The organism is Pseudonocardia sp. ICBG1293 (assembly GCF_020131355.1).
In the GTDB taxonomy this organism is placed as follows: domain Bacteria; phylum Actinomycetota; class Actinomycetes; order Mycobacteriales; family Pseudonocardiaceae; genus Pseudonocardia.
Map to the genome: position 1 here is coordinate 19,347 of NZ_JAHLEL010000028.1, position 18,290 is coordinate 37,636.

Here is an 18,290-nt window from a genome sequence, read left to right on the forward strand (position 1 = left end):
TCGTCAGTAAAGAGGTCGTCAGAGCGTTCCCCCAAGGGCGGGCACGTGACGTTCTGACTATGAAAATGCGCCCCACGAGAATCGTTAAAACAACGACCCATACTGCAATGTAGGCGGAGAGCATAACAGTGCCCTACTCTAGCTTATTCTGGCCTGGCTCAGAATATGTCGACCGCGTTCTCCAGCGCCCCACCAAGAATACTTCGTCGCGTAGCCGCCTCTGCCTGATGCCCCCAGTACTGAAGAAGCGCAGCGAAGTGCTCCGCGTCATTCTCGTGAGGGGAGTCGAAGCGATCTCGGCGAAGGCACCTCCAGGTTGTATCGGGAGGTAGGTGCGGTGCAATCATCTCCGCTACATCATCGTCACTGTTATCCGGTTCATGGTCAAAAACCATGTGGCCGACTTCATGCAAAATAGTTCGTGTGCGCTGCCGAGGCGGCAGGTTCGCATCATGGATGATGATGTCGGTGTCGGTTGCTTCGACCCATAGCCCAAAGATGCTTGGATCTGGGAAGCAGAACTCTAAGGTCTGAATTGGCCGCATCCGCTTTTCGCCAAGCTTCAGACAAAGCTCGTCAAGGTCCAATGGCAGCTGCAGGTTGAGATCACGAAGCAGATGGCGCGCTTTAGCTTCAACAGCCCGCCCCGGAGACCGCGACCAGAGCGGAAACTTCAGCCTCTTTATCAAAATCTGCGACCCTCCGTGGTCACCAAGCATTGAGGTCCTCACCTGGAAGCTCCTCGAAGCGACGGCGACGGGCACAGTCGCGCTGCTTGCCCAACGGCTTCCCCGTCGGCAAAGTGGTCACCATATGGTGGAGCCAATCACGCATCTCCGGATCCAGCGTTGCTGCCCGGGCAGCAATACCGTGAACTTTCGCGTCACGCAGGCTCGCGATCAACTGCAACTCTTCATGGATAGCAGACGCAGTCGAACCGCTCTCCAAAAAATAAGCGGAGGGAATTCCAAAAAATCTCGCAAGCGCCTCGACAGTCTGAATCGTTGGATTTCTGCTCTTGCCGCTACGCAAGAGTCCTATATAATTTTCACTGAGAGTCGGCTCGCCGTTTGTCGAGTTCTTCTCGAGCCACCGAGCCACCTCCCGATTTGTGTACGGTGACCGCCCCGGTGGATGCACCGTCTCGAAGACCTGATTGACCTTCTCTGCGAACGTGAGCGGGCGATCCCCATCATCAGCAGCCGACATCAGGGTACCGTCCTTCCAGGGGCCAGGGGCCAGGGGCCAGGGGCCAGGGGCCAACCGTAGCAGCGAAGCTGCCGCTCATCCCTAGCAACGACTCCGGCCGGCTCCAGAGCAACCCTAGCAGCTCTTACCCAACTCATCATTGAAACGCTCGACAGTCAAACCATGTACGGAGTTGCCAGGCCGCAGGCTGTGTGCCAACCTCTCGGACACGCCCTGTGACGACAGAATCACTCGACCACCGCCGGGCGGGCTGCCCGGCGTCATGGTCGACAGCGCGTCACATGCAGGTTGCTTCGTCTCCCCGGAGGTCCCCATGCTCGACTCGCCCCCCGACGAGCCTGAGCCCGTGCGGCAGTGGATGCCGCCGGGCCTCGTCCCGACACGGCCGGTCCGTCGTACGGGACGTGACGGGGTGGACCAGGAGAACTGGTTGCGGGACAGGATCCTCACCGCCACCCGGGAGCTGACGCTCGCCGCAGAAAAAGTCCGCAACCCCTACGGGGCAACCCTAGAAGATCAGGCGCCAGCGGCCTGGCATGTCCGAACCACCCAGGCGATCCTCGACGACTGCGTCGAGCACCTGGATGACCTCGACGACTGCGACGGACACCACCGGCCCGGCGAGCCCCCGACGCGGCCGACACGCCCGTAAGAGCTGCCGACGCCCCGGCCAGTATCCGGGTCTGGCAAGATCGGACAGTGAGCCGGCTCTTCCGGCTCTTCCGGCTCTTCCGGCTCTTCCGGCTCTTCCGGCTCTTCCGGCTCTTCCGGCTCTTCCGGCTCTTCCGGCTCTTCCGGCTCTTCCGGCTCTTCCGGCTACTGGGCACTGGGCGGCAGGCTCCCGCTCGGCCCAGATGAAGGAGCAACGACGATGACCATCTAGACCCCTGGAGGGGCGGCCGACACATGCGGGTCGTCCTTGGAGTCCAATTCGATATGGCGGGCTGAAGCGGCCGCACGCTTCAGAAACACCATCGGGCCCACACCCCCACAGGGGGTCAGGCCCGATGAAGCGGAGCAAACAGAGATTGCACTCTCTGGCTCCTTCAGCCCCCCCACCATCATCTGAAGGAGTGAGCACGCGTTGGATGCGTGGTTGAAGGATAACGCGACCAGTCAAGCCCCGGCAACGCCCCCGCACGAGGGCGCCCGGGATGTCTGTGGATGTCCGGTCCGGTCCGGGCTCGATACTGGCCTCTGGCCCTTGGGCCAGCTCGACCCGGGTGAGCTGGCCGCCACGACCGCGGCGATGACCACCGCGGGCTGGTCCAGTGCCCGTGAGCTGCACACCGACCCGCCACCAGCTCCGCGGATGTGTACGCACTGCGTGCGTCGGTCCGGGGTCGCCCGGGGCACGGTGCTCAACTCGATCGTCTGCACCCCGTGCTGGGCCGAGCTGACCGACGACACGACCCCCCAGAGCACCGCCGAGAGCAACGTGGAGGCGAGCCGGGGTCTGCCGCGGACCGCCCGGGACTGGGACGAAGCGATCCATGCCTCAACCTGGTATCAGCGGCTGCGCCGTGATGTCCGCCGACGCCTGGAGCCGTTGCTCGACGAGCTCGCCCGGCGCGCGGACTGGACCGATCATCTGACCTGGCCGACCTGGGCCCGTCTGCAGCAGGCCTCGGGGTGGTCACGGTCCTCGGTCGCGTCCTGGCTGGCGAAGCTGAAAGAGCACGGCTGGCTGACCCTCGTCGAGCCCGGTTCGACCCCGCAGTACCGCGGCCCGCTGCAGAGCATGATCCACGGACGGCACGGCAACCGCGCGGCGGTCTACCAACTCCACCTCCCCGACCACGCCATCACCGACACCAACACCGCCGAGACCCGAGACGACCGCCGGCCGCTCACCGAGATCGGTGACACCCCCTCTGAAAGCCGTTCCGGGAGCCCCTTCGAGACCCCTTCTGGATCGTTGCGCACCGAAAGTTGGACCCCAACGGGGTTTACTCTTACCCAAGGTAAGAGTTCTGTTCACACGCGCGCGAAAACGATCATCCACAGCCAGCGGAGGACTGGGACCCGGCCCGGCCGGCCCGAGCCGCCCCGCCAGGGCCGGCGGTGGGGGGACTGGTTCGATGACCGGGTGCCCACCAGTCCGGGGGAGATGCTCGGCGCAGCCCGACAGCTGCGTGATGACCCGCTGCTGGCGCGGTTGTCCCCTCGAGCGATCCGCGCCCGGGTGAAGCCGTTCTGGCGGGCCGGGTGGACCAACAACGACCTGCGCCACGCCCTCGATCACCAGCCGAGCATCGACGGGCCTGCCCGACGGGTCGAGCGCTGCCCGGCAAGGCAGGTACGCTGGCCGTCGGCGTGGCTACGCCACCGCCTGACCCCCTGGACCGGGCACAGCGGGCCCCTGAGGGCCCCGCACGCCGACTCCCAAGCCCGGGCCGCTGTCGCGGCCCGGCACGGCCGCGCCGCCGCGCAGCGGCTGTCCTACGGCCACACCACGCTGCCCGCCGCGGCCCTCCGGGCCGCCGACCAGCAACGGGCTGAAGCCCGCCTCATCCTGGCCGGTAACCAGGCTCGTGACCGTCACGCACTACTCACCGGGCTCGTCCCCGCCCCCGACATCGACCGCAACACCTCCTCCACCCGGGAGGCTGCACGCGCCCACATCACGGCTCTGCTTCAGGCCCGACTCTCCCGACGACTCGTCCCTGCCGGGGCGTCATGCTGAACACCCGCACCCACGCCCGACCGGCGGCTCTCGACCCGCACGAACGGTGCTGCCGCGCCGCTTCCGGTCCTCGCCCGCCAGAGCGGACTCCGGTCCGGGTCGACTTGCCCACGACCGCCCCGGGCCACCTCACGCCGTCAGAAAGCTTCTCAGCGGCCGTTACGGGCCCGCCCCGCGCCGTCGTGAACGTCCCCGGCCCGCCCCCAGCCAGGAACAAGACCGCCTCGAAGAAGAACAGCAGCCCGGTCAGCACTGGAACGCTCGACGCAACACCTCCGCCGAGGCCTCCCGCTGACCCGCCACGACATCCCTCTGACCTGCGGATGTATCCGCACGGGGGCCGTCCCGAGCTTGAGCACCACCCGCGCCCGTCCCACGCACCACTCCAGGCGATCGAATATCGGAAAGTACCGGGACCAGCGACAACGCCACACAGAAACGATCATGGTCGCCGTCAGGTTCGGATGCTCTGAGCGACTTTCAGGGACGCGGCGCTCTGACCTGGCGATTCCTTCCGGCGGCCCGGTCGTCGCCGGTGTCATCCGACCACCGGCAGGGCCCGACACGGCGCGTGGCGCGCGAGGTGAAAGTGCTGGTCCCGATTGCCTGTAGAGCGATCATGAGGCGCCTTCTCGACCGTCGGTCAGGCAGCGGCCGTGTCGGTCCCGCCCAGGTCGGCGTCGATCGGGAGGCTTCAGAGCGCCCGGCAATTGATCGTTACCGCAGCCGGCGGGTGGTGGGCCTATCCGGCCAGCGGTAGCGGTTGCGGGCCGCGTTGATCAGTCTGCGGATCACGGTGAGTGCGGCGGCGAGGTCGAGGTAGAACGCGGCGATGACGGTGCGCCGGTCGGTGAAGCGGCGGAGCTTGCCGTAGCCGTTCATCCAGGAATGGGTGCGCTCGACCGGCCACCGCTTACCGACCTGGATCGGGGCGGGCCGGCCCTTGGTGGCGATCTGTGCGTCGAACCCGAGTCGTTCGAGCAGATCGCGGGTCTTGCCTGAGTCATAGCCCCGGTCCAGGTGCAGGCACGGTCGCTCGGGCAGCGGCCCGATCATGTCGTAGATCCCGATCAGGGTCGGTTTCAGCAACGGCGAGTCGTGGTCATTGGCGCGGGCGCTGATCAGGTGCAGCGGGATCCCCGCACCGTCGCAGACCACGGAGCGTTTGGTGCCCTGTTTGCCCCGGTCGACCGGGTTACAGCCGGCGCCCTCGCCACCGCAGGGAGCCTTGGTGATCGCTCCGTCGGCAGACAGATCGTCGAGGTCGAGACCGATCATCTGGTCATAGCCGGCCAGCGCGGCCCGAAGGACCTGCTCCCCGACGCCGGCGGCGGCCCACTGGGCGAGACGGCGGCGGATCGTGCGGTCCGAGCAGCCGGGGGTGGCGATGCGTTCGTAGCCGCTGCCGTGCACCAACGCCGCGAGCACGTGCTCGAACACCAGGCGGTCGGGGATACGGCGGCGGTGACATCCCCACGGATGGGCCGGGTCGAACTCCGGGCGCCGCTCTGCCTCGATCAGGGCAGCGAACTCGACCCAGAGGGGGTCGATCAGCGATTCTGGCAATAGAGGCACGGACCCTCCAGGCGACCATCAGGACATCAGCAATCCGATGATCACCCGAGGTCCGTGCCTCTACCTGCAACGACACCCCCACGACCTCATTTGCCGAGCGCTCTCAGAGGATCCCGGCCCGGATCAGGTCGACCCCCAGGTGCTCTCCGAGCAGCTGCCGAGCGACACCCGGTAGCGTCTCCTTGACCGTCAGCCGGACCGCTGCGGTCTCGTAGAGCCGCTCTGCGGCATCAGTCCGTTCAGCCGCGGGCACCTGGGTCAACGGCCCGCGCGGATCAGCTGCCGCAGCCTGGAACACCGCCCTCAGCACCCGCTGGCCGTGCTGGCGAGCACGCCGCCGATCCCCGGCAGTGACCACCACCAGTACTGCCAGTGCCTCCCCGATCCGGGCGCGCACCTCGGCTCCGGCCTTGACGTCGTGGTCCTCAAGCAGGCCTCCAGCAGGCCCAGCCTGCTGGGCCCGTAACGCCTGCCGCAACGGCGTCACCAACACCTCTGCCGCCTCGTCGCTGACCTCGAACACCTGCGCCACTGCCCACGACCGCACCGTCACCGCTGCCTCCTCTCCACGCTGTATGCGCACCCGAAGCCCCCGCCCAGGCAGCCACCGCACCGCCCGCGCAGGGGCCGGGACCAGCGCAAACCCACCACACCATGATCGACACCGCGGGCACGACAGACCACCACCGAAACCGACCCCAGCCCCGCCGCGCGAGTGCTGGCCTGCCGATCCTCCCGAATCCGCCGCCGATGCTCCACCCCACCGACACCACCCACCCGACCGTGCGATAGACCATCGATAAATAGCCGGACCAGCGGAAACAGCCTTGTTCATGATCGTCTTACAGGCCGCTGCGCAGCGGTGGTCGCACCTCTGCCTCGCCCGGATCATGCCCCTGACCTGGGAATACGTGCGCTCGCAGGCATCGGCGACCGAGGTCTCTGCCCGCCCCCACTCCTCCCTGCGCGCCCAGGCGAGTAGGTGTCGGCAAGTATCGGGACCAGCGGAAACGCCGCAACGAAACGATCTTGAGCGGCTGCCTCGGGTGGAGGCTGGACACGTCGACCGAGTGGCAAACGCCCTGACCAGGGGATTCTCTCCGACGATGTGGCTGTCATCGGTGCTGCCCGGACCACTCCGCACCGCTGCGCGGCGAACGTTGCACGCGGCAAAAGTGCTGGTCCCAATACCTGTAGAGCGATCTTGACGCGGGCCCCTGGGGCGCCGGCGGGGCGGGTGTCCGCACGGCCCCAGGAGCGGACCGGGACCGGGCCCGGTCGAGGGACCGGCGCGCCGGCGCCCCCTCGCGTCGCCGCGGTCACGCTCGCCGCAGCGGCCGTGGAACGGCGCGCGGCGCGGCGTTGCGGGGCCGCTCCCGACCGCGCTCCCGACCGCGCTGAACCCGGGGACTCGAGCCCGGCCGGGCTGCCCTCGGACACCTCGCCACACGCTGCCAGGACAGGACACCGCGGCGCTCGAAGCCGCCGAGAGCTGGACGGCGCGGCCCGTATCCGCTGGTGCCCGATGTCGGCCCCAGCGGTCTCGACGCCCCGTTCAGACGCGCGCTGAGCTGCTTCGGCCGGATCGCCGCGCCACCTGTGCTGCTGGGCCGGTGCCGGTCTCGAAGCCAGGCGCCGCCGGGGCCCCGCCCACGCCGCCGGGGCGGCGCTCGCCGAGACCGCCGCCGCGTGTCGCGCCGATTCCGGCCCTGCCCCGAGAGGGCGTTATCGAGCAGGTATCGCACAGGCGTGGCCGCGTGCCAGGCACCCGTCCACGGGGACCACGGCGAGGCTGTCGAGGGCGCCGATAGCGGCGCTGGGGAGTGGCGAACGAGCACCGTCTCGCGCCCGTCCGGGGAACTCGGGGACATCATCGTCGGCGGTCGTCGTACGCGGTTGCGCCCGGAAAAGTCGAGTGGAAATCCCCGGGGCTCTCGCGCGCGCGACGCGCGCCTACGCGCACATCGCGTTGAGACCCGACCGACGGGGATTTCCGGCGCGGAAATTTCCTTGCTGGAAAATCGGCCGGCCCGACTCGGTCGGCACCGCCGGGCTCGGCCGGTGCGGCCCGGCGTCAGCGAGGGTCGGCGGGCTCGGCGGTTGCTTGCTCGTGGTCGTGCTCAGGTCGCGCGCCCAGGTCCGGGTCCGGGGCGGTCGCCGGCTCACGGTTCGGCTGAGCTGGCCGGGGCGTGGTGCGGTGTTCCCGGTCTGTCGTGATCGTCGCGCGGTCGGGGTTTTTCCCTGGGGGAAATTTCCTCGGCGACTGCTGCTGGGGAGTGGTCTCAACGCGATGTGCGCGTAGGCGCGCGTCGCGCGCGCACGCGAGGCACTCCGGAATTTCCGTCGCCCGGGGCTGGCTCGCCGCGACCCGCCGGTGGCGTCCTGGGCTGGATCGCTGGGTGCGCTGGGTGTCTGCCCGGTGACAGCGGGTTCGACCCCGGTCTTGTCACGGCCACCCCGGGGTGTTAGACATGAAAAAGTCCGTCTGGCTTCCTGCCAGATGGAGCGACCGACACCCCGGAGCAAAATCCGGGGCGCCGGTCTGACCAACCAACCTGCGCTATGAAACAGGTGATCGGCTATGTGGCATCCTGCCTGCACGATGCGTGACGTTCCACCCCAGGGTGGAGTGGTTTTTTCTCCGGATGGTGAGCCCGGCTGTGAGCAGCCGAGATGGTTCCCGGATGGTTTGACGGAGAAGCTCATCGATCGCGTGTGGGCGACCGTCGATGCGGTTCCGCTGCCCCGTGCGTCTGCGCCGGGGTGGGCCCGGTGAACGCTCCCGTGAACGGCTCTTCGACGAGCGGTGCCCGCTCGGCTGGTTCCCGGTCGGAGTCGTGGCTGGAGGATCTGGTCCTCGCTCCCGACCCCGCTGAGAGTGCGGCTGCTGGGCCACGTCTGGTGGGTGAGGCCCGTCTGTTGGCGCGGGAGCTGGAGCAGGCCCGCGCGGTCGTCGCGCTCCAGGACGATCCCGCCCTCCTCGCCGCGCGGTCGCAGCGGGAGCGCCGCGCCGACCGAAAGGTCACCGAGAAGCTGCGCGGCGCGGAGCGGGTCGAGCACTGGAAAGCTCGTCTGGCGGAGATCGCTGCGGTGCGGGGTGAGCGCCGGGAGGCCGGCTGGGCGACCCGGGCGGTCGCGAACCGCGACCGGCTACTCAACCCGGACCGTCGGTTGACCTCGACCTACCGCCGCTACGTCGGCCTGTCGATGGTGCCGCCGTTGCTGATCGCGGCCGGTGTGCTGTTCATGTCTGTCACGGTTCACGACGGTGTCGTCGGTGTGGACGGCCCGTGGTACGGCTACCTCATCGAACCCCTCGCCTCAGTGCTGCTGGTCGTGAGCCTGTTCGTCGGTTTCACCGCGGTGCAGCACGGCCGCCGGGTCCCTCGCGGTCTGTATGTGCTGGATGCGGGTCTGGCGTCCGCGTCGCTGGCATTGACGGTGGTGCCGTGGGGCGTGCGCTACGGCTTCGACCCGGGTTCGACCCTGGCTCATGTGCTGCCGCCGCTGCTGGTCGCCGCCGCGGTGGTGGTGCAGCACGTGCTGCACTCGGTGTTCCGCCCGATCTTCGCCGACCTGTATGACGAACTCGCCCCGACCCGCCTTGACGAGACCGCTGCGGACACGGTGGTGCTGTATGAGCGGACCCGTCAGGCCGTCGCCGACGGTCGCATCGCGACTCCGGCGGGCTCGGTGTCGCGGGAGGCGATCCGCAAGACCTTCGGGGTGGGGAAGTCCCGCGCCCAGCTCGCGGGCGATGCCTATGACCACGTCACCGCGTTCCTGCACCGCACCGCCGCCGCAGCAGCCTCGGCAGCGTCCGGTTCGCCGGTGTCGGGGCGTGTGAACGGGGCCCGGGTCGCGGCCCTCGCCTAGGGCGATCCTGTGAGCGGTCAGCCCTGACCGTGTGGTGTCTGTCTAGGTCTTTCTCGGGCCGTCTTCGTCTGGCTGTAGCTGCTGCTGTGTGCGCCGCAGCCCGAGTGTGTCCGTTCTCTCCTGTTTTTTCTGCTTCTTCCTTTTCGGGGTGAGGTTTGCATGTCTGTTGTCGTGTCGTCCTCTGGAGTGTCCCGGCCGGTGATGCGTCGATCGTCGGGCCGGTCGCTGGATCAGCCGCTGGAGTACTCGTCGGGTCTTCCGAGTGATCCGGGGCAGTTGTCGTTGTTTCCGCCGGAGCGGGTGCGGGTGCGTCGTCCGCGGTTCGCCCCGCACCCGGTGCGGGCAGCGCTGTCGCGGCTGGGGTCGGTGGTGTCGTCGGTGCCGGTGCTGATCGGGCTGGGTGGTGTCGGATTCAGCGTGTTCGTGCTGGTGGAGGCGCTGTTCCCGGCGGCCGGGGACTGGTCGGGGCCGCGGATCGTGATGGGCTGCGCTGCGGTGGTGGTGTGGTGCAGCGTCGCGGGTCTGGTGACCCGGGCTCTTGGGCACCGGCGTGGTGTGGGGCGGGGTGGTCGGCGGTGAGCGGCTACCGGCGCCGGGCCGCCGCGCTGTCGGGTGCTGAGGTGGAGGTGGCGGTGCGGCGTGGTCGTCCGGATCGGCGGCGTGGCCGGTTCGTGGTGCGGTTCGCTGCGGCCGGGTCGGATGTGGAGCGGTTGGTGGCGGCGTTCGATTACGCCCGCGGGGCGGCGAGCAGGCGGCATCCGGACCCGGCCGAGGCCTCGCGGGTGGTCGAGTCCGTGGCGTCGGCGCTGGTCACGGCCGGAGATCGGCTCCTGGAGCTGCAGGCCCGTGAGCCGCTGAGCGCGGGAAGGAGTCAGCGGTGAGTACAGCGACGAGTACGACGACGAACGAGTTGTCGAGCGTGTCGGGCTCGAGTGCTGCGGTGTCGGCTGTTGCGGGGAAGGCCGGGTGGGGCCCGGCCCCGGCGGCGGGGCCGTCGTGGTGGGTGCGGTTCGCCCGCAGGCTGGCGGCCTCGGCTGCCGGCGCGGTGGCGGGCTGTCGGGTCGCGGTGGAGCGCCCGGTGACCCTGGCCGAGGGCCTGGAGCTGGCCCGGCGCGGGGACTGGACGACCAGTGAGCATCCGGTGGTGCGTCAGGTCGCGGTCGCGCATTTCTGGCTGGTGCAGGCCCCCGTGCTGATCGTGGCCGGGGTGGCGGGGTGGGCGTCGCGCACTGCGGGCCGGCTGTGGACGGTCGGGCCGCTGGCGGTGACGGTGGCGTCGGTGCTGAACGAGATTCCGCTGGTCGGCGTTCTGGTGCCGGAGTTCGTGACGTGGTCCTACTGGGTGCCGGCCTGGCTGTCGGGGTGGCTGTCGGGGTCTTCTGCTGGAGGTGCGTCATGAACGCGTGGGCGTCGACGGGTGTGGTGGCGGCGTTGGCGCTCGTGCTGGGTGCTTGGTTGAAGTACAACGGCAACTGCGCGAAGACCACGAACGCCCTGTTCCTGGTCGCCGGGACCGGGGTCGGCGGTGTGCTGGGGACGCTGCTGGGCCGGGTGTTCACGACGCTGTCGGGTGCGACGTCGACGGTCACCCAGCTGTTGGGTGTGGCCGGGGGGACGATGCTGGCGGCGGTGTGTGTGATCGCCACCCTGGAAGTGGTGGTGAAGGGCATTGTTCCGAAGACCGCGCGCCCGAAGTCGTGGCATCCGTGGCTGGCGCTGACCGCCCCGACCCTGGCCGTGGCCTCTGGTGTGCCGTTGCTGGCCGGTTTCTACAGCGTCCTGGCCCGCGGCGTGGGTGACGCGGGCGCGGTGGCCTCGACGTGGATCACCGGGTGATGCGGGCGTGGAGACGATCTTGCTGGTCACCCTGGTCGTCTGGGGCCTCGCGCGATATGCGGGGACCGAGGTCATCGCGACCGCGCGGGGGACAGAGCCGCCGCGGCTGGCGGATCGGCGCCGCAGGGCCGAACGCGCCCATGAACGGCGCATGGCGAAAGACGCCCGCCGGACCGGTCCGACGATCGCCGAAGCCCTCGCCGCGCGGGTGGCGGAGCGGATCGCGCATCCGCGGTCGCGGCGTGAGCCCGGCCCGGCTCGTCGAGCTCTGGGTGCGTGGTGGGCCGACGGGTGGGACTACGCCACCGATCGGCGCCGGCGCCGTCATGAGCGGGCTGCGGCCGGGGAGTTGCGGCGGCAGCGGTGGGCCCGCGCCCTGCGCGAGCGCGTTGGGCGGAGGCCCCGCCGCCGGACCGGGTCGGGTGAGTGGACGTCGCGTCCGGGCCGCCGGTCCCCGTCTCCGCGGGCGACGTCGAATCCCGGCCCTGACCCGCCGCCGGGTGGACCGATGGTGATCACTGTCGATCCACCCGTCCCCGAGACGACGACGCCTCCGGCTCCGGCGCCGGTGCCCGCGGAGAAGAAGACCGAGAAGAAGGCCGAGGACCTGCCCGTCAGCGGCAGCGTTCCCGAGACCGAGACCGAGACCGAGACCGAGACCGAGACCGGGCCGGGGTGGGCGACGGTGCATCCACTCCGCCCCGCATCGGCCAGCACGGCCAACAACGGCACGGCCAACAGTGGCGCGACCGGCAGTGACGAGGGAGAGGGCGTTCCGATGACCGCAGCCAACACCAGCACCAGCGGCATGGCGAGTGGGGAGACGTTGGATCCGGGTAGTGCGCATCATTTCTGCGAGCAGATGCGGTCGCTGGCCGAGCGGATGTTCACCGAGATCGAGCAGTCGGTGGTGTCGCTGTCCGCGGCGGGTGTCTCAGGCGTGCCGATCGCGCTGTTGTCGCAGATGCAGGAGCACGCCGCGCTGTTCCGGGACAGCGCGGCGAGTGCGCAGAGTCATTTTGCGCGGCATCTGTCGACTCAGGACCAGGTCCTCTCGGATGACTCTCTGGCGTCGACGGTGTCGGGCACCTACATCGGCACCCGCACCTGAGGCCTCTGCCTGGATCTGCGCGTTTCCCCAGGTCCGGGCGTCAGCCCGTCCTCGAAGCCGGTGGGTGAGCCACTGGTTGTCGGACGTCTGTGTCGTGGCGGTGCGGGGCACCACCGAACGGAACCGATCTGTGAGTGAACGCCCGGAGGGATATCGATGACGTCATCGGCGGAGTTTGCGGTTCTCACGCCGGAGGTGTTGGTGGCGGCGTTGCAGCGCCTGACCGCCGCCGAGGTCGCCGAGCCTGTCGCGGGTGGGGAGGTGGTGGTACGGGCGTCGGGGTCGGTGTTGCGTCGGGAAACGCCTGGTCAGGTGGTGGTGAGTGAGCGTGCGGAGCGGGTGCGGGCGGGGGTGTGGGCGCGTCGGGTGCCGTATCTGGCCACGGCCGCGACCGCGGCGACCGGGCCCTGGGCTGGGCGCTGTGTGACCTGGTCGCCGCTTCCGACGGCCCGATGGTGGCGGGGGTGACCGCTGCCGGTCTCGGGCTCGCGGTGTCCGTCGCGGCCTGGCTGCGGTCCGGGGGTGGTGGCGCCGTCGGATTCCGGCGGCTGGTGAGGGCGTCGTGGTCGGGTGTCGCGGGTGCTGGGGCGTGGGTGGGTGCGGCGTCGTTGGCCGGCCCGACGGATCCGACCCTGCTCGGGGCGTTGGCGGCGGGGTCGGCCGGGTGTTGGTCGGGGTGGATGGCTGCGCATCCGATCACCGTGCCCGCGACGGGCCCGGTCCTGCCGGAGGAGGAGGCCGACGCCGATGTGGGGGACAGATTGGCGCGGCGGTGGGCTGCCAATGTCGCCCGTCGCGGGAAAGCCCTCCCCGACTCGCTGCTGACCGACCGGACGGATACGTCGCGGGCGATCCGATGGACGGTGCGCACTCCGCCGGGTGAGCTGTGTTTCGACGACATCCTGGGTCGTCGTGGCCGGATCGCCTCCGCCCTGGGTGTGTCGGGGAAACACCTGGTGGTGGAGCCGTTCCCGGATGACGAGGGCTGGGCGCAGCTGACGGTGATCGTCCGTGACGTGCTCGCGGCGGGGATCCCGTACACCGGCCCGCGGTATGTCGATGGGCGGTGCCGTTGGGCCCGTATGCCGACGGTGAGGGCGAGATGGTCTTTCATGCGGTGGAGTCCGTCGGTGTCCGCAACGGCCTGGTGACGGGTGAGCCGGGGTCGGGGAAGTCGGCGTGTTTGGAGGCGATCGGTCTCGGCCTCGCCGCGTCGGGGTGCTGGCATGTGTTCTTCGGTGACGGTGACCCCGATGGCGGGTCGTCGCCGGTGCTCAACGATGTCGCCGACTGGGCGGAGTCCGGCCCGGACGGTGTCCTGGCGCAGCTGGGGGCGGTGGAGGCCGCTCTGGAGGTGCGGTCGCTGCTCAAGTCCACCCTCACCGAAGCCCCCGCCGTCGGCGGAGCGTTGGTGCCGATCACCGACCCGGCGACCCAGTCCCCGGCGCGCAAACTGCTGCCCACCCGGAGCTGCCCGGTCTGATGTGGATCATCGATGAGTTGCATCGCCTGTCGACGCATCCGCACATGGTTGCGGCGGGTTTCATCGGGCGTCTGGAGCGGGTGGTGCGGATCGGCCGTAAGTACGGGGTCGGGTTGGTGGTGGGGACGCAGTCGCTGCTTGCCGGTGACTACGGCAATTCCACGGTGCTGCGTGGTTCCTGACTGCCCGGAACCTGTTTGCTTTCCGCAACATGAACCGTAGTGAGAACGCCGTGATCGATGGTCTCGCGGTCGCCCCTACCAGCCTGCCGTCGGGTGGGGGGTATTGCTTCGCGAACTCGGGTGGGGCGGATGACGATGGGCCGGGTGGCCTGGGCTGAAGATCTGGGGGAGTGGGTGCGTGTGCGGTGTCCGGCGCTGCTCTGGACGGCGACACTGCGGGGGCGGTTCTGCCGTTCCAGCCGGCCCAGTGTCTGTCGCCGCAGGTGCGGTGGGAGGCCCAGGCGGCGAAGCTGGCCGCCCCTGGCGCCGCGCCACCAGCGCTGGCGGGCGGTCGAGCCGGCCGCGGCGTCTTCGCCGGCCTCGTCGGTGGCGGTGGTGGCGTTGCCGGGGTGGTCGGGTGTCGCGGTGCCTGCGGCGTTGACCGCCGCCGATGTCCGGCCCCGCCACGCCTCGGCTGCCGAGCCCGGCGCCGTCGAGAGTGGGGGAGGTCGCGGGGCACCCCGGGTTGTCGCCTGCGCAGCGGGAGGTCTACGCCGCACTGGCGGCCGGGCACACCCGGACCGGGGACATCGCCGCAGCGACGGGGCGGAAGGCCCCGGCGGTGTCGAAAGCACTGGCCGCCCTGGCCGGGGCTGGATATGCGGTCAAGACCGGGCGCTGCTGGGCTGCCTCGACTGAGTCGGATGGCGTGGCGCGGGTGGGTGCGTGATGTCGGAGGTCGGGGGTCTGACGCTCGCTGTAGTTGATGCCACTAAAATGGTAGGATTGTTTGGTGGGATCAACGGAGAAGGTGTCGCTGTCGCTGGATGCGGGTGCGCTGGTTCTTGCTCGGCGGGCTGCGGAGTTGGAGGGGCGCACGTTGTCGGCGTTCATGAGCGGTTGGTGTTGCGGCATGCCTGGGAGTCCGAACGGCCGGTGTTGAGTGCTGCGGAGCAGGACCGTGCCGATGCTGCCGTGGTCGCGCTGGACGAGCGTGAGGGCCAGCTCGGCACCGTGCGGGAGCTGCGGGTGGGTGGCGTGCGTCGGGGTGAGTTGTGGCGGGCGCCGTCGGTGGTGCGGGATCGGACGATCCTGATCGTCAGCGCGCAGCCGGTGCTCGACCGGGGTGTGTCGATGCTCTACGGGGTCGAGGCTGACGAGCAGGACCCGGGCGCGATCTTGTTGTCGTGCCGGTCGAGGTTGATGGTTGAGTTGCGGTGGCTCAATGTGCAACGTGGCCTGACTCGGGTCTACCGGCCGACGTTGACCGAGTCACTCGGTCTGGTCGATCAAGCTGTGCTCGACCAGCTCGACGCGCTCCTACGCGTCGCGCTCGACCTCTGAACGCGGCCGGGTGGGCGCCGTCGCCGGTTCTGTCATCGTTTGGTGGGTGCGCCGCCGCGGGTGGCGGCGTGTTTGATGCGGAGTCCTACGAGTAGTTTCGGGTTCCATCGTCCTTGTGTCATGAGTTGGTGTTTGGTCAGCCATGCGACTGCTGTTGGGATGTGTTTCCGGAGTCGTTGGCGGTCGTTTTTGCCGAGTCCTGCGGGGCCGGCTCTGTTTTTTTCGAGTAGTGCTCCGATGACGGGTGCTAGTGCTCGGCGTGTTTGTGGTGACGGTGAGTGTCGTGCGAGTAGTGCTGTGATTCGTTGTTGGAGCACGGCTGTGTCCTGTGGGTGTATCACTGTGAGTGGTGTCATTTTCACTGGGCCGGTCGTCTGGATTTGTAGCCAGCCGTTCTTCACGGGTTTCAGTGCTACTGGAGCGGGCTTTGGTTTCGGTGGTGGGGGTGGCTGGCGTTTACGTTTGGGGGTGGGGCGTCCCTTCGGTGGGAGTTTCCCTTCGAGGTTTCCGGCTGCGGTGAGGACCAGTAGGTGCGCGGGGGTCGTGACGCTCTCGTTTGCGGTGATCTTGTCCAGGTAGTCTGGCCATGATTTCAGCTTTGTGAATGCGGACAGTTCCAGTCCGGTTTGTTCTGCGAGTTGCGGTAGTGCCGCGAGTTCTTCCACTGGCACGCGCTGCGTGATTTGCATGGGCAGTCGTGGGGTTCCGCCCGGCAGTGTCGCTGTCACTGCGTCACCGGGGGCCGCGTCCGGGGTCTGGCTGCTGATGGTCGCTGTTTTGCGGCCATCAGCCAGTCGGGTCAGTGCTCCCCGGCCGAAGAGCAGTACCGGTCGTGGGTTGCCGGCGTCGGAGGCGGCGGCAGTGTTGTCGGCGGGGTCAGCGGTGTCGTCTGCTGACTCGGGGGTCATCGGGGGGACGCCTTCGACACCTGGTTGTCAGCGTTATCGGTGGTCACCGGAAGTGCGGGCGCTGAGGTGTTGGTGGGCTCGTCGCTGTCGCTGTCGCTGTCGCTGTCGGGGGCTGTGCGGGGTGGGGTGGTGCGTAGTGCTGTGCCGGCGGGTCCGGTGCCGCAGCCGATGTCGTGGAGTTCGGCTCGGCTCCAGCCGGCTGCTCGGGCGGCGCGGTAGCCGTGGGCGTAGGCGTTTTGTGCTGCGCGCCATTGTTGGCGGGCGGCGTCGAGGTGTGCGCGGGCGGTGTCGACGGCGGTTCCGAGTTCGGCGAGTTCGGTGATGGGTTGCATGCGTGCGCGGAGGAGGTCTCGGGCTGCTGTGCGTGCGTGGGTCTTGGCCTGTGTCGTCGCCGCCTTCGACTTCATGCGCCCGATGGTATCGGGTGGCGTCCCGGATCGTGCCCGGTCTGCTCCTGCTCGAGCTTCCTGACGTGCTGCACCGTAGGTGTGCTGCGGTGTGCGTAGCTGCGCGGCCTAACTTGCTGCCACTTGCTGCCACTTGCTGCGGAGCTTGCTGCCGCCTTCGGCGGAGCAAGTTAGGTGTTTTCTGGCAGAAAACATGCAGCGGGTCGTTGGTCGTGAGACGCTCGCTCCGGGGTCCGGGGCGAGCAGGGTGCTGGGTCTGAGTGGGCAGGAGGTCGTGAGCGGATGGCGGGGATGCGTCGTGGGCGGGCGGTGGGGGGGCGTCCGCATTCGTTGACGGTGTGGTTGTCGTCGGAGGAGCGGGTTGTGGTGGAGGCGGCGGCGGTGCGGTCGGGGATGGCTGTAGGGGCGTGGTTAGGAGCGGCGGGTGTCCGGTCGGCGGAGGCTGACGCGGCTGGGGCTGGTGTAGGCGGGGGTGGTGTAGCTGTGGTGTCGGCGCGGTCGGCGGGGTTGTCGGGTGCGCGGATGCAGGCGTTGATGGGGTTGCGGTCGGAGTTGATGGAGGACCGTCGGGTGCTGCGCAATGTCGGGGGGAACCTCAACGACGTCGCTCGGGTCGCGAACAGCGACGGGGTCGTGGATGCGTCGGCGGGGCGGGTACTGGAGCTCGTGTCGCGTGCGGTGGAGCGGATTGATGCGACGGTCGTGGCGGTGGATGAGCAGGTGGGTGTGGAGCGTGCGGTGGTGCGGTCGCGTGCGCGTTCCCGAGCTCAGCGGGATCGGGGTTCGGGTCCGGGTGAGTCCGGGGGTGTGGGGTGATCGCGAAGATCAGTCGGGGGTGGCGCCCGGGTGGGCTTGTCGCTTATTTGATGGGTCCTGGGCGGGCGAACGAGCATGTGGATCAGCGGGTGGTTGCGTCGTGGGATGGCTGTCCGGAGGTCCATCAGCCGTCGCTGCGGGCGGATGGGGGCTTTGATGTTGCGGGGGTGGTGGCGGAGTTGAGTGATCCTGCGGTGGCGGCGGGGGTGTCGTTGACGCCGCCGGCGGCGGGGCGTCCGAGGCAGGGTCCGGTGTGGCATTGCTCGTTGCGTTGCGCACCGGAGGACCCGGGGCTTAGCGATGAGCAGTGGTCCCAGGTCGTCGAGGATCTGATGGACCGGACGGGGATCGCGCGGTGTGGTGATCCGGACGGATGCCGGTGGGTCGCGATCCGCCACGCTGATGATCATGTGCATGTCGCGGCGGTGTTGGTGGGGCAGGTGTCGGGTCGTCGGGTGGCGCCGTTTCGGGACTTCGTGCGGGCGCGGGAGACATGTCAGGTGTGGGAGGAGCGCCTGGGTGTGGTGCGGACGGCGGGTGCGGATCGGTCGTCGGTGACGGGGCCGTCGCGGGCGGAGTTGGAGAAGGCCGCCCGCCTGGGGCAGGAAGGCCCGTCGCGGGAGTGGTTGCGTCGGCAGGTGCGGGCGGCAGTGGTGCAGGCCCGGGACGCGGAGTCGTTCATGGTGGTGTTGTCGCGGCGGGGGGTGTCGGTGCGGCCTCGTTACGCGGTGGCGGGGGATCGGGGCAGTGGGGTGGTCGGGTATGCGGTGTCGGTGCCGGGGATAAGACGGTGGAGGGGCGGTCGGTGTGGTTTTCGGGTCGGCGGTTGGCGGCGGATCTGTCGTTGCCGAATCTGAGAGCGCGGTGGGCGTCCGCTG

At 69.2% G+C, this 18,290-nt stretch carries 19 protein-coding genes; 14 read left to right on the plus strand and 5 right to left on the minus strand.

What is annotated here, in order from left to right; all coding sequences use genetic code 11:
• Positions 1–158 precede the first annotated feature (158 nt).
• Both KPF47_RS12725 and KPF47_RS12730 read right to left on the minus strand, forming a co-directional pair.
• The gene (locus tag KPF47_RS12725) at positions 159–731 is read right to left on the minus strand and encodes an ImmA/IrrE family metallo-endopeptidase (protein WP_224389070.1); all 573 of its coding nucleotides are present in this window, start codon (positions 729–731) and stop codon (positions 159–161) included.
• Complete coding sequence (locus KPF47_RS12730; protein ID WP_224389071.1) at positions 709–1,209, minus strand: XRE family transcriptional regulator; 501 nt, start codon at positions 1,207–1,209, stop codon at positions 709–711. Before KPF47_RS12730 ends, KPF47_RS12725 begins: the two co-directional genes overlap by 23 nt.
• Positions 1,210–1,621: 412 nt before the next feature.
• Here KPF47_RS12730 and KPF47_RS12735 point away from each other — a divergent pair, with 412 nt between their 5' ends.
• Both KPF47_RS12735 and KPF47_RS12740 read left to right on the plus strand, forming a co-directional pair.
• A complete protein-coding gene (locus tag KPF47_RS12735) occupies positions 1,622–1,861 on the plus strand; it encodes a hypothetical protein (RefSeq protein ID WP_224389072.1) in 240 nt (79 codons plus the stop codon).
• Positions 1,862–2,413: 552 nt separating this feature from the next.
• Positions 2,414–3,895, plus strand: a complete 1,482-nt coding sequence (locus KPF47_RS12740) for a hypothetical protein (RefSeq protein ID WP_224389073.1) — start codon at positions 2,414–2,416, stop codon at positions 3,893–3,895.
• Between the two features lie 717 nt (positions 3,896–4,612).
• Here KPF47_RS12740 and KPF47_RS12745 read toward each other — a convergent pair.
• Positions 4,613–5,470, minus strand: coding sequence for an IS5 family transposase (locus tag KPF47_RS12745; protein WP_224389074.1), 858 nt, complete (start codon positions 5,468–5,470; stop codon positions 4,613–4,615).
• Positions 5,471–5,573: 103 nt separating this feature from the next.
• Positions 5,574–6,023: a hypothetical protein gene (locus KPF47_RS12750; protein ID WP_224389075.1), complete on the minus strand. Its 450-nt coding sequence runs from the start codon at positions 6,021–6,023 to the stop codon at positions 5,574–5,576.
• 2,348 nt (positions 6,024–8,371) lie between these two features.
• Here KPF47_RS12750 and KPF47_RS12755 point away from each other — a divergent pair.
• The 10 genes from KPF47_RS12755 to KPF47_RS12800 all read left to right on the plus strand — a co-directional run bounded on the left by KPF47_RS12755 (position 8,372) and on the right by KPF47_RS12800 (position 15,281).
• Entirely contained in the window at positions 8,372–9,346 is a 975-nt protein-coding gene (locus KPF47_RS12755) for a hypothetical protein (protein ID WP_224389076.1), read from the plus strand.
• A gap of 282 nt (positions 9,347–9,628) precedes the next feature.
• Positions 9,629–9,925 carry a hypothetical protein gene (locus tag KPF47_RS12760; protein WP_224389077.1) on the plus strand — a complete coding sequence of 99 codons (297 nt, stop codon included), beginning with the start codon at positions 9,629–9,631 and terminating at the stop codon, positions 9,923–9,925.
• Positions 9,922–10,227, plus strand: a complete 306-nt coding sequence (locus tag KPF47_RS12765; protein WP_224389078.1) for a hypothetical protein — start codon at positions 9,922–9,924, stop codon at positions 10,225–10,227. Before KPF47_RS12760 ends, KPF47_RS12765 begins: the two co-directional genes overlap by 4 nt.
• Positions 10,224–10,745 (plus strand): hypothetical protein, encoded by a 522-nt coding sequence (locus KPF47_RS12770; protein ID WP_224389079.1) that lies wholly within the window; start codon positions 10,224–10,226, stop codon positions 10,743–10,745. The genes KPF47_RS12765 and KPF47_RS12770 overlap by 4 nt, the downstream gene beginning before the upstream one ends.
• Positions 10,742–11,182 carry a hypothetical protein gene (locus KPF47_RS12775; protein ID WP_224389080.1) on the plus strand — a complete coding sequence of 147 codons (441 nt, stop codon included), beginning with the start codon at positions 10,742–10,744 and terminating at the stop codon, positions 11,180–11,182. The genes KPF47_RS12770 and KPF47_RS12775 overlap by 4 nt, the downstream gene beginning before the upstream one ends.
• A 508-nt stretch (positions 11,183–11,690) precedes the next feature.
• Positions 11,691–12,293 carry a hypothetical protein gene (locus KPF47_RS12780; protein ID WP_224389081.1) on the plus strand — a complete coding sequence of 201 codons (603 nt, stop codon included), beginning with the start codon at positions 11,691–11,693 and terminating at the stop codon, positions 12,291–12,293.
• A gap of 680 nt (positions 12,294–12,973) precedes the next feature.
• Positions 12,974–13,444 carry a hypothetical protein gene (locus tag KPF47_RS12785; protein ID WP_224389082.1) on the plus strand — a complete coding sequence of 157 codons (471 nt, stop codon included), beginning with the start codon at positions 12,974–12,976 and terminating at the stop codon, positions 13,442–13,444.
• Positions 13,411–13,776: a hypothetical protein gene (locus KPF47_RS12790; RefSeq protein WP_224389083.1), complete on the plus strand. Its 366-nt coding sequence runs from the start codon at positions 13,411–13,413 to the stop codon at positions 13,774–13,776. The genes KPF47_RS12785 and KPF47_RS12790 overlap by 34 nt, the downstream gene beginning before the upstream one ends.
• Positions 13,776–13,958, plus strand: a complete 183-nt coding sequence (locus tag KPF47_RS12795; protein WP_224389084.1) for a hypothetical protein — start codon at positions 13,776–13,778, stop codon at positions 13,956–13,958. The genes KPF47_RS12790 and KPF47_RS12795 overlap by 1 nt, the downstream gene beginning before the upstream one ends.
• A 954-nt stretch (positions 13,959–14,912) precedes the next feature.
• Entirely contained in the window at positions 14,913–15,281 is a 369-nt protein-coding gene (locus tag KPF47_RS12800) for a hypothetical protein (RefSeq protein WP_224389085.1), read from the plus strand.
• A 904-nt stretch (positions 15,282–16,185) separates the two neighbouring features.
• On the opposite strand, the gene KPF47_RS12805 is transcribed toward KPF47_RS12800, so the two are convergent.
• Positions 16,186–16,596, minus strand: coding sequence for a hypothetical protein (locus KPF47_RS12805; RefSeq protein ID WP_224389086.1), 411 nt, complete (start codon positions 16,594–16,596; stop codon positions 16,186–16,188).
• A 522-nt stretch (positions 16,597–17,118) separates the two neighbouring features.
• Here KPF47_RS12805 and KPF47_RS12810 point away from each other — a divergent pair.
• On the plus strand, positions 17,119–17,412 hold the full coding sequence (locus tag KPF47_RS12810) for a MobC family plasmid mobilization relaxosome protein (protein ID WP_224389087.1): 294 nt from the start codon (positions 17,119–17,121) through the stop codon (positions 17,410–17,412).
• Between the two features lie 50 nt (positions 17,413–17,462).
• A complete protein-coding gene (locus KPF47_RS40885) occupies positions 17,463–18,269 on the plus strand; it encodes a relaxase/mobilization nuclease domain-containing protein (protein ID WP_374108839.1) in 807 nt (268 codons plus the stop codon).
• Positions 18,270–18,290: the final 21 nt, after the last annotated feature.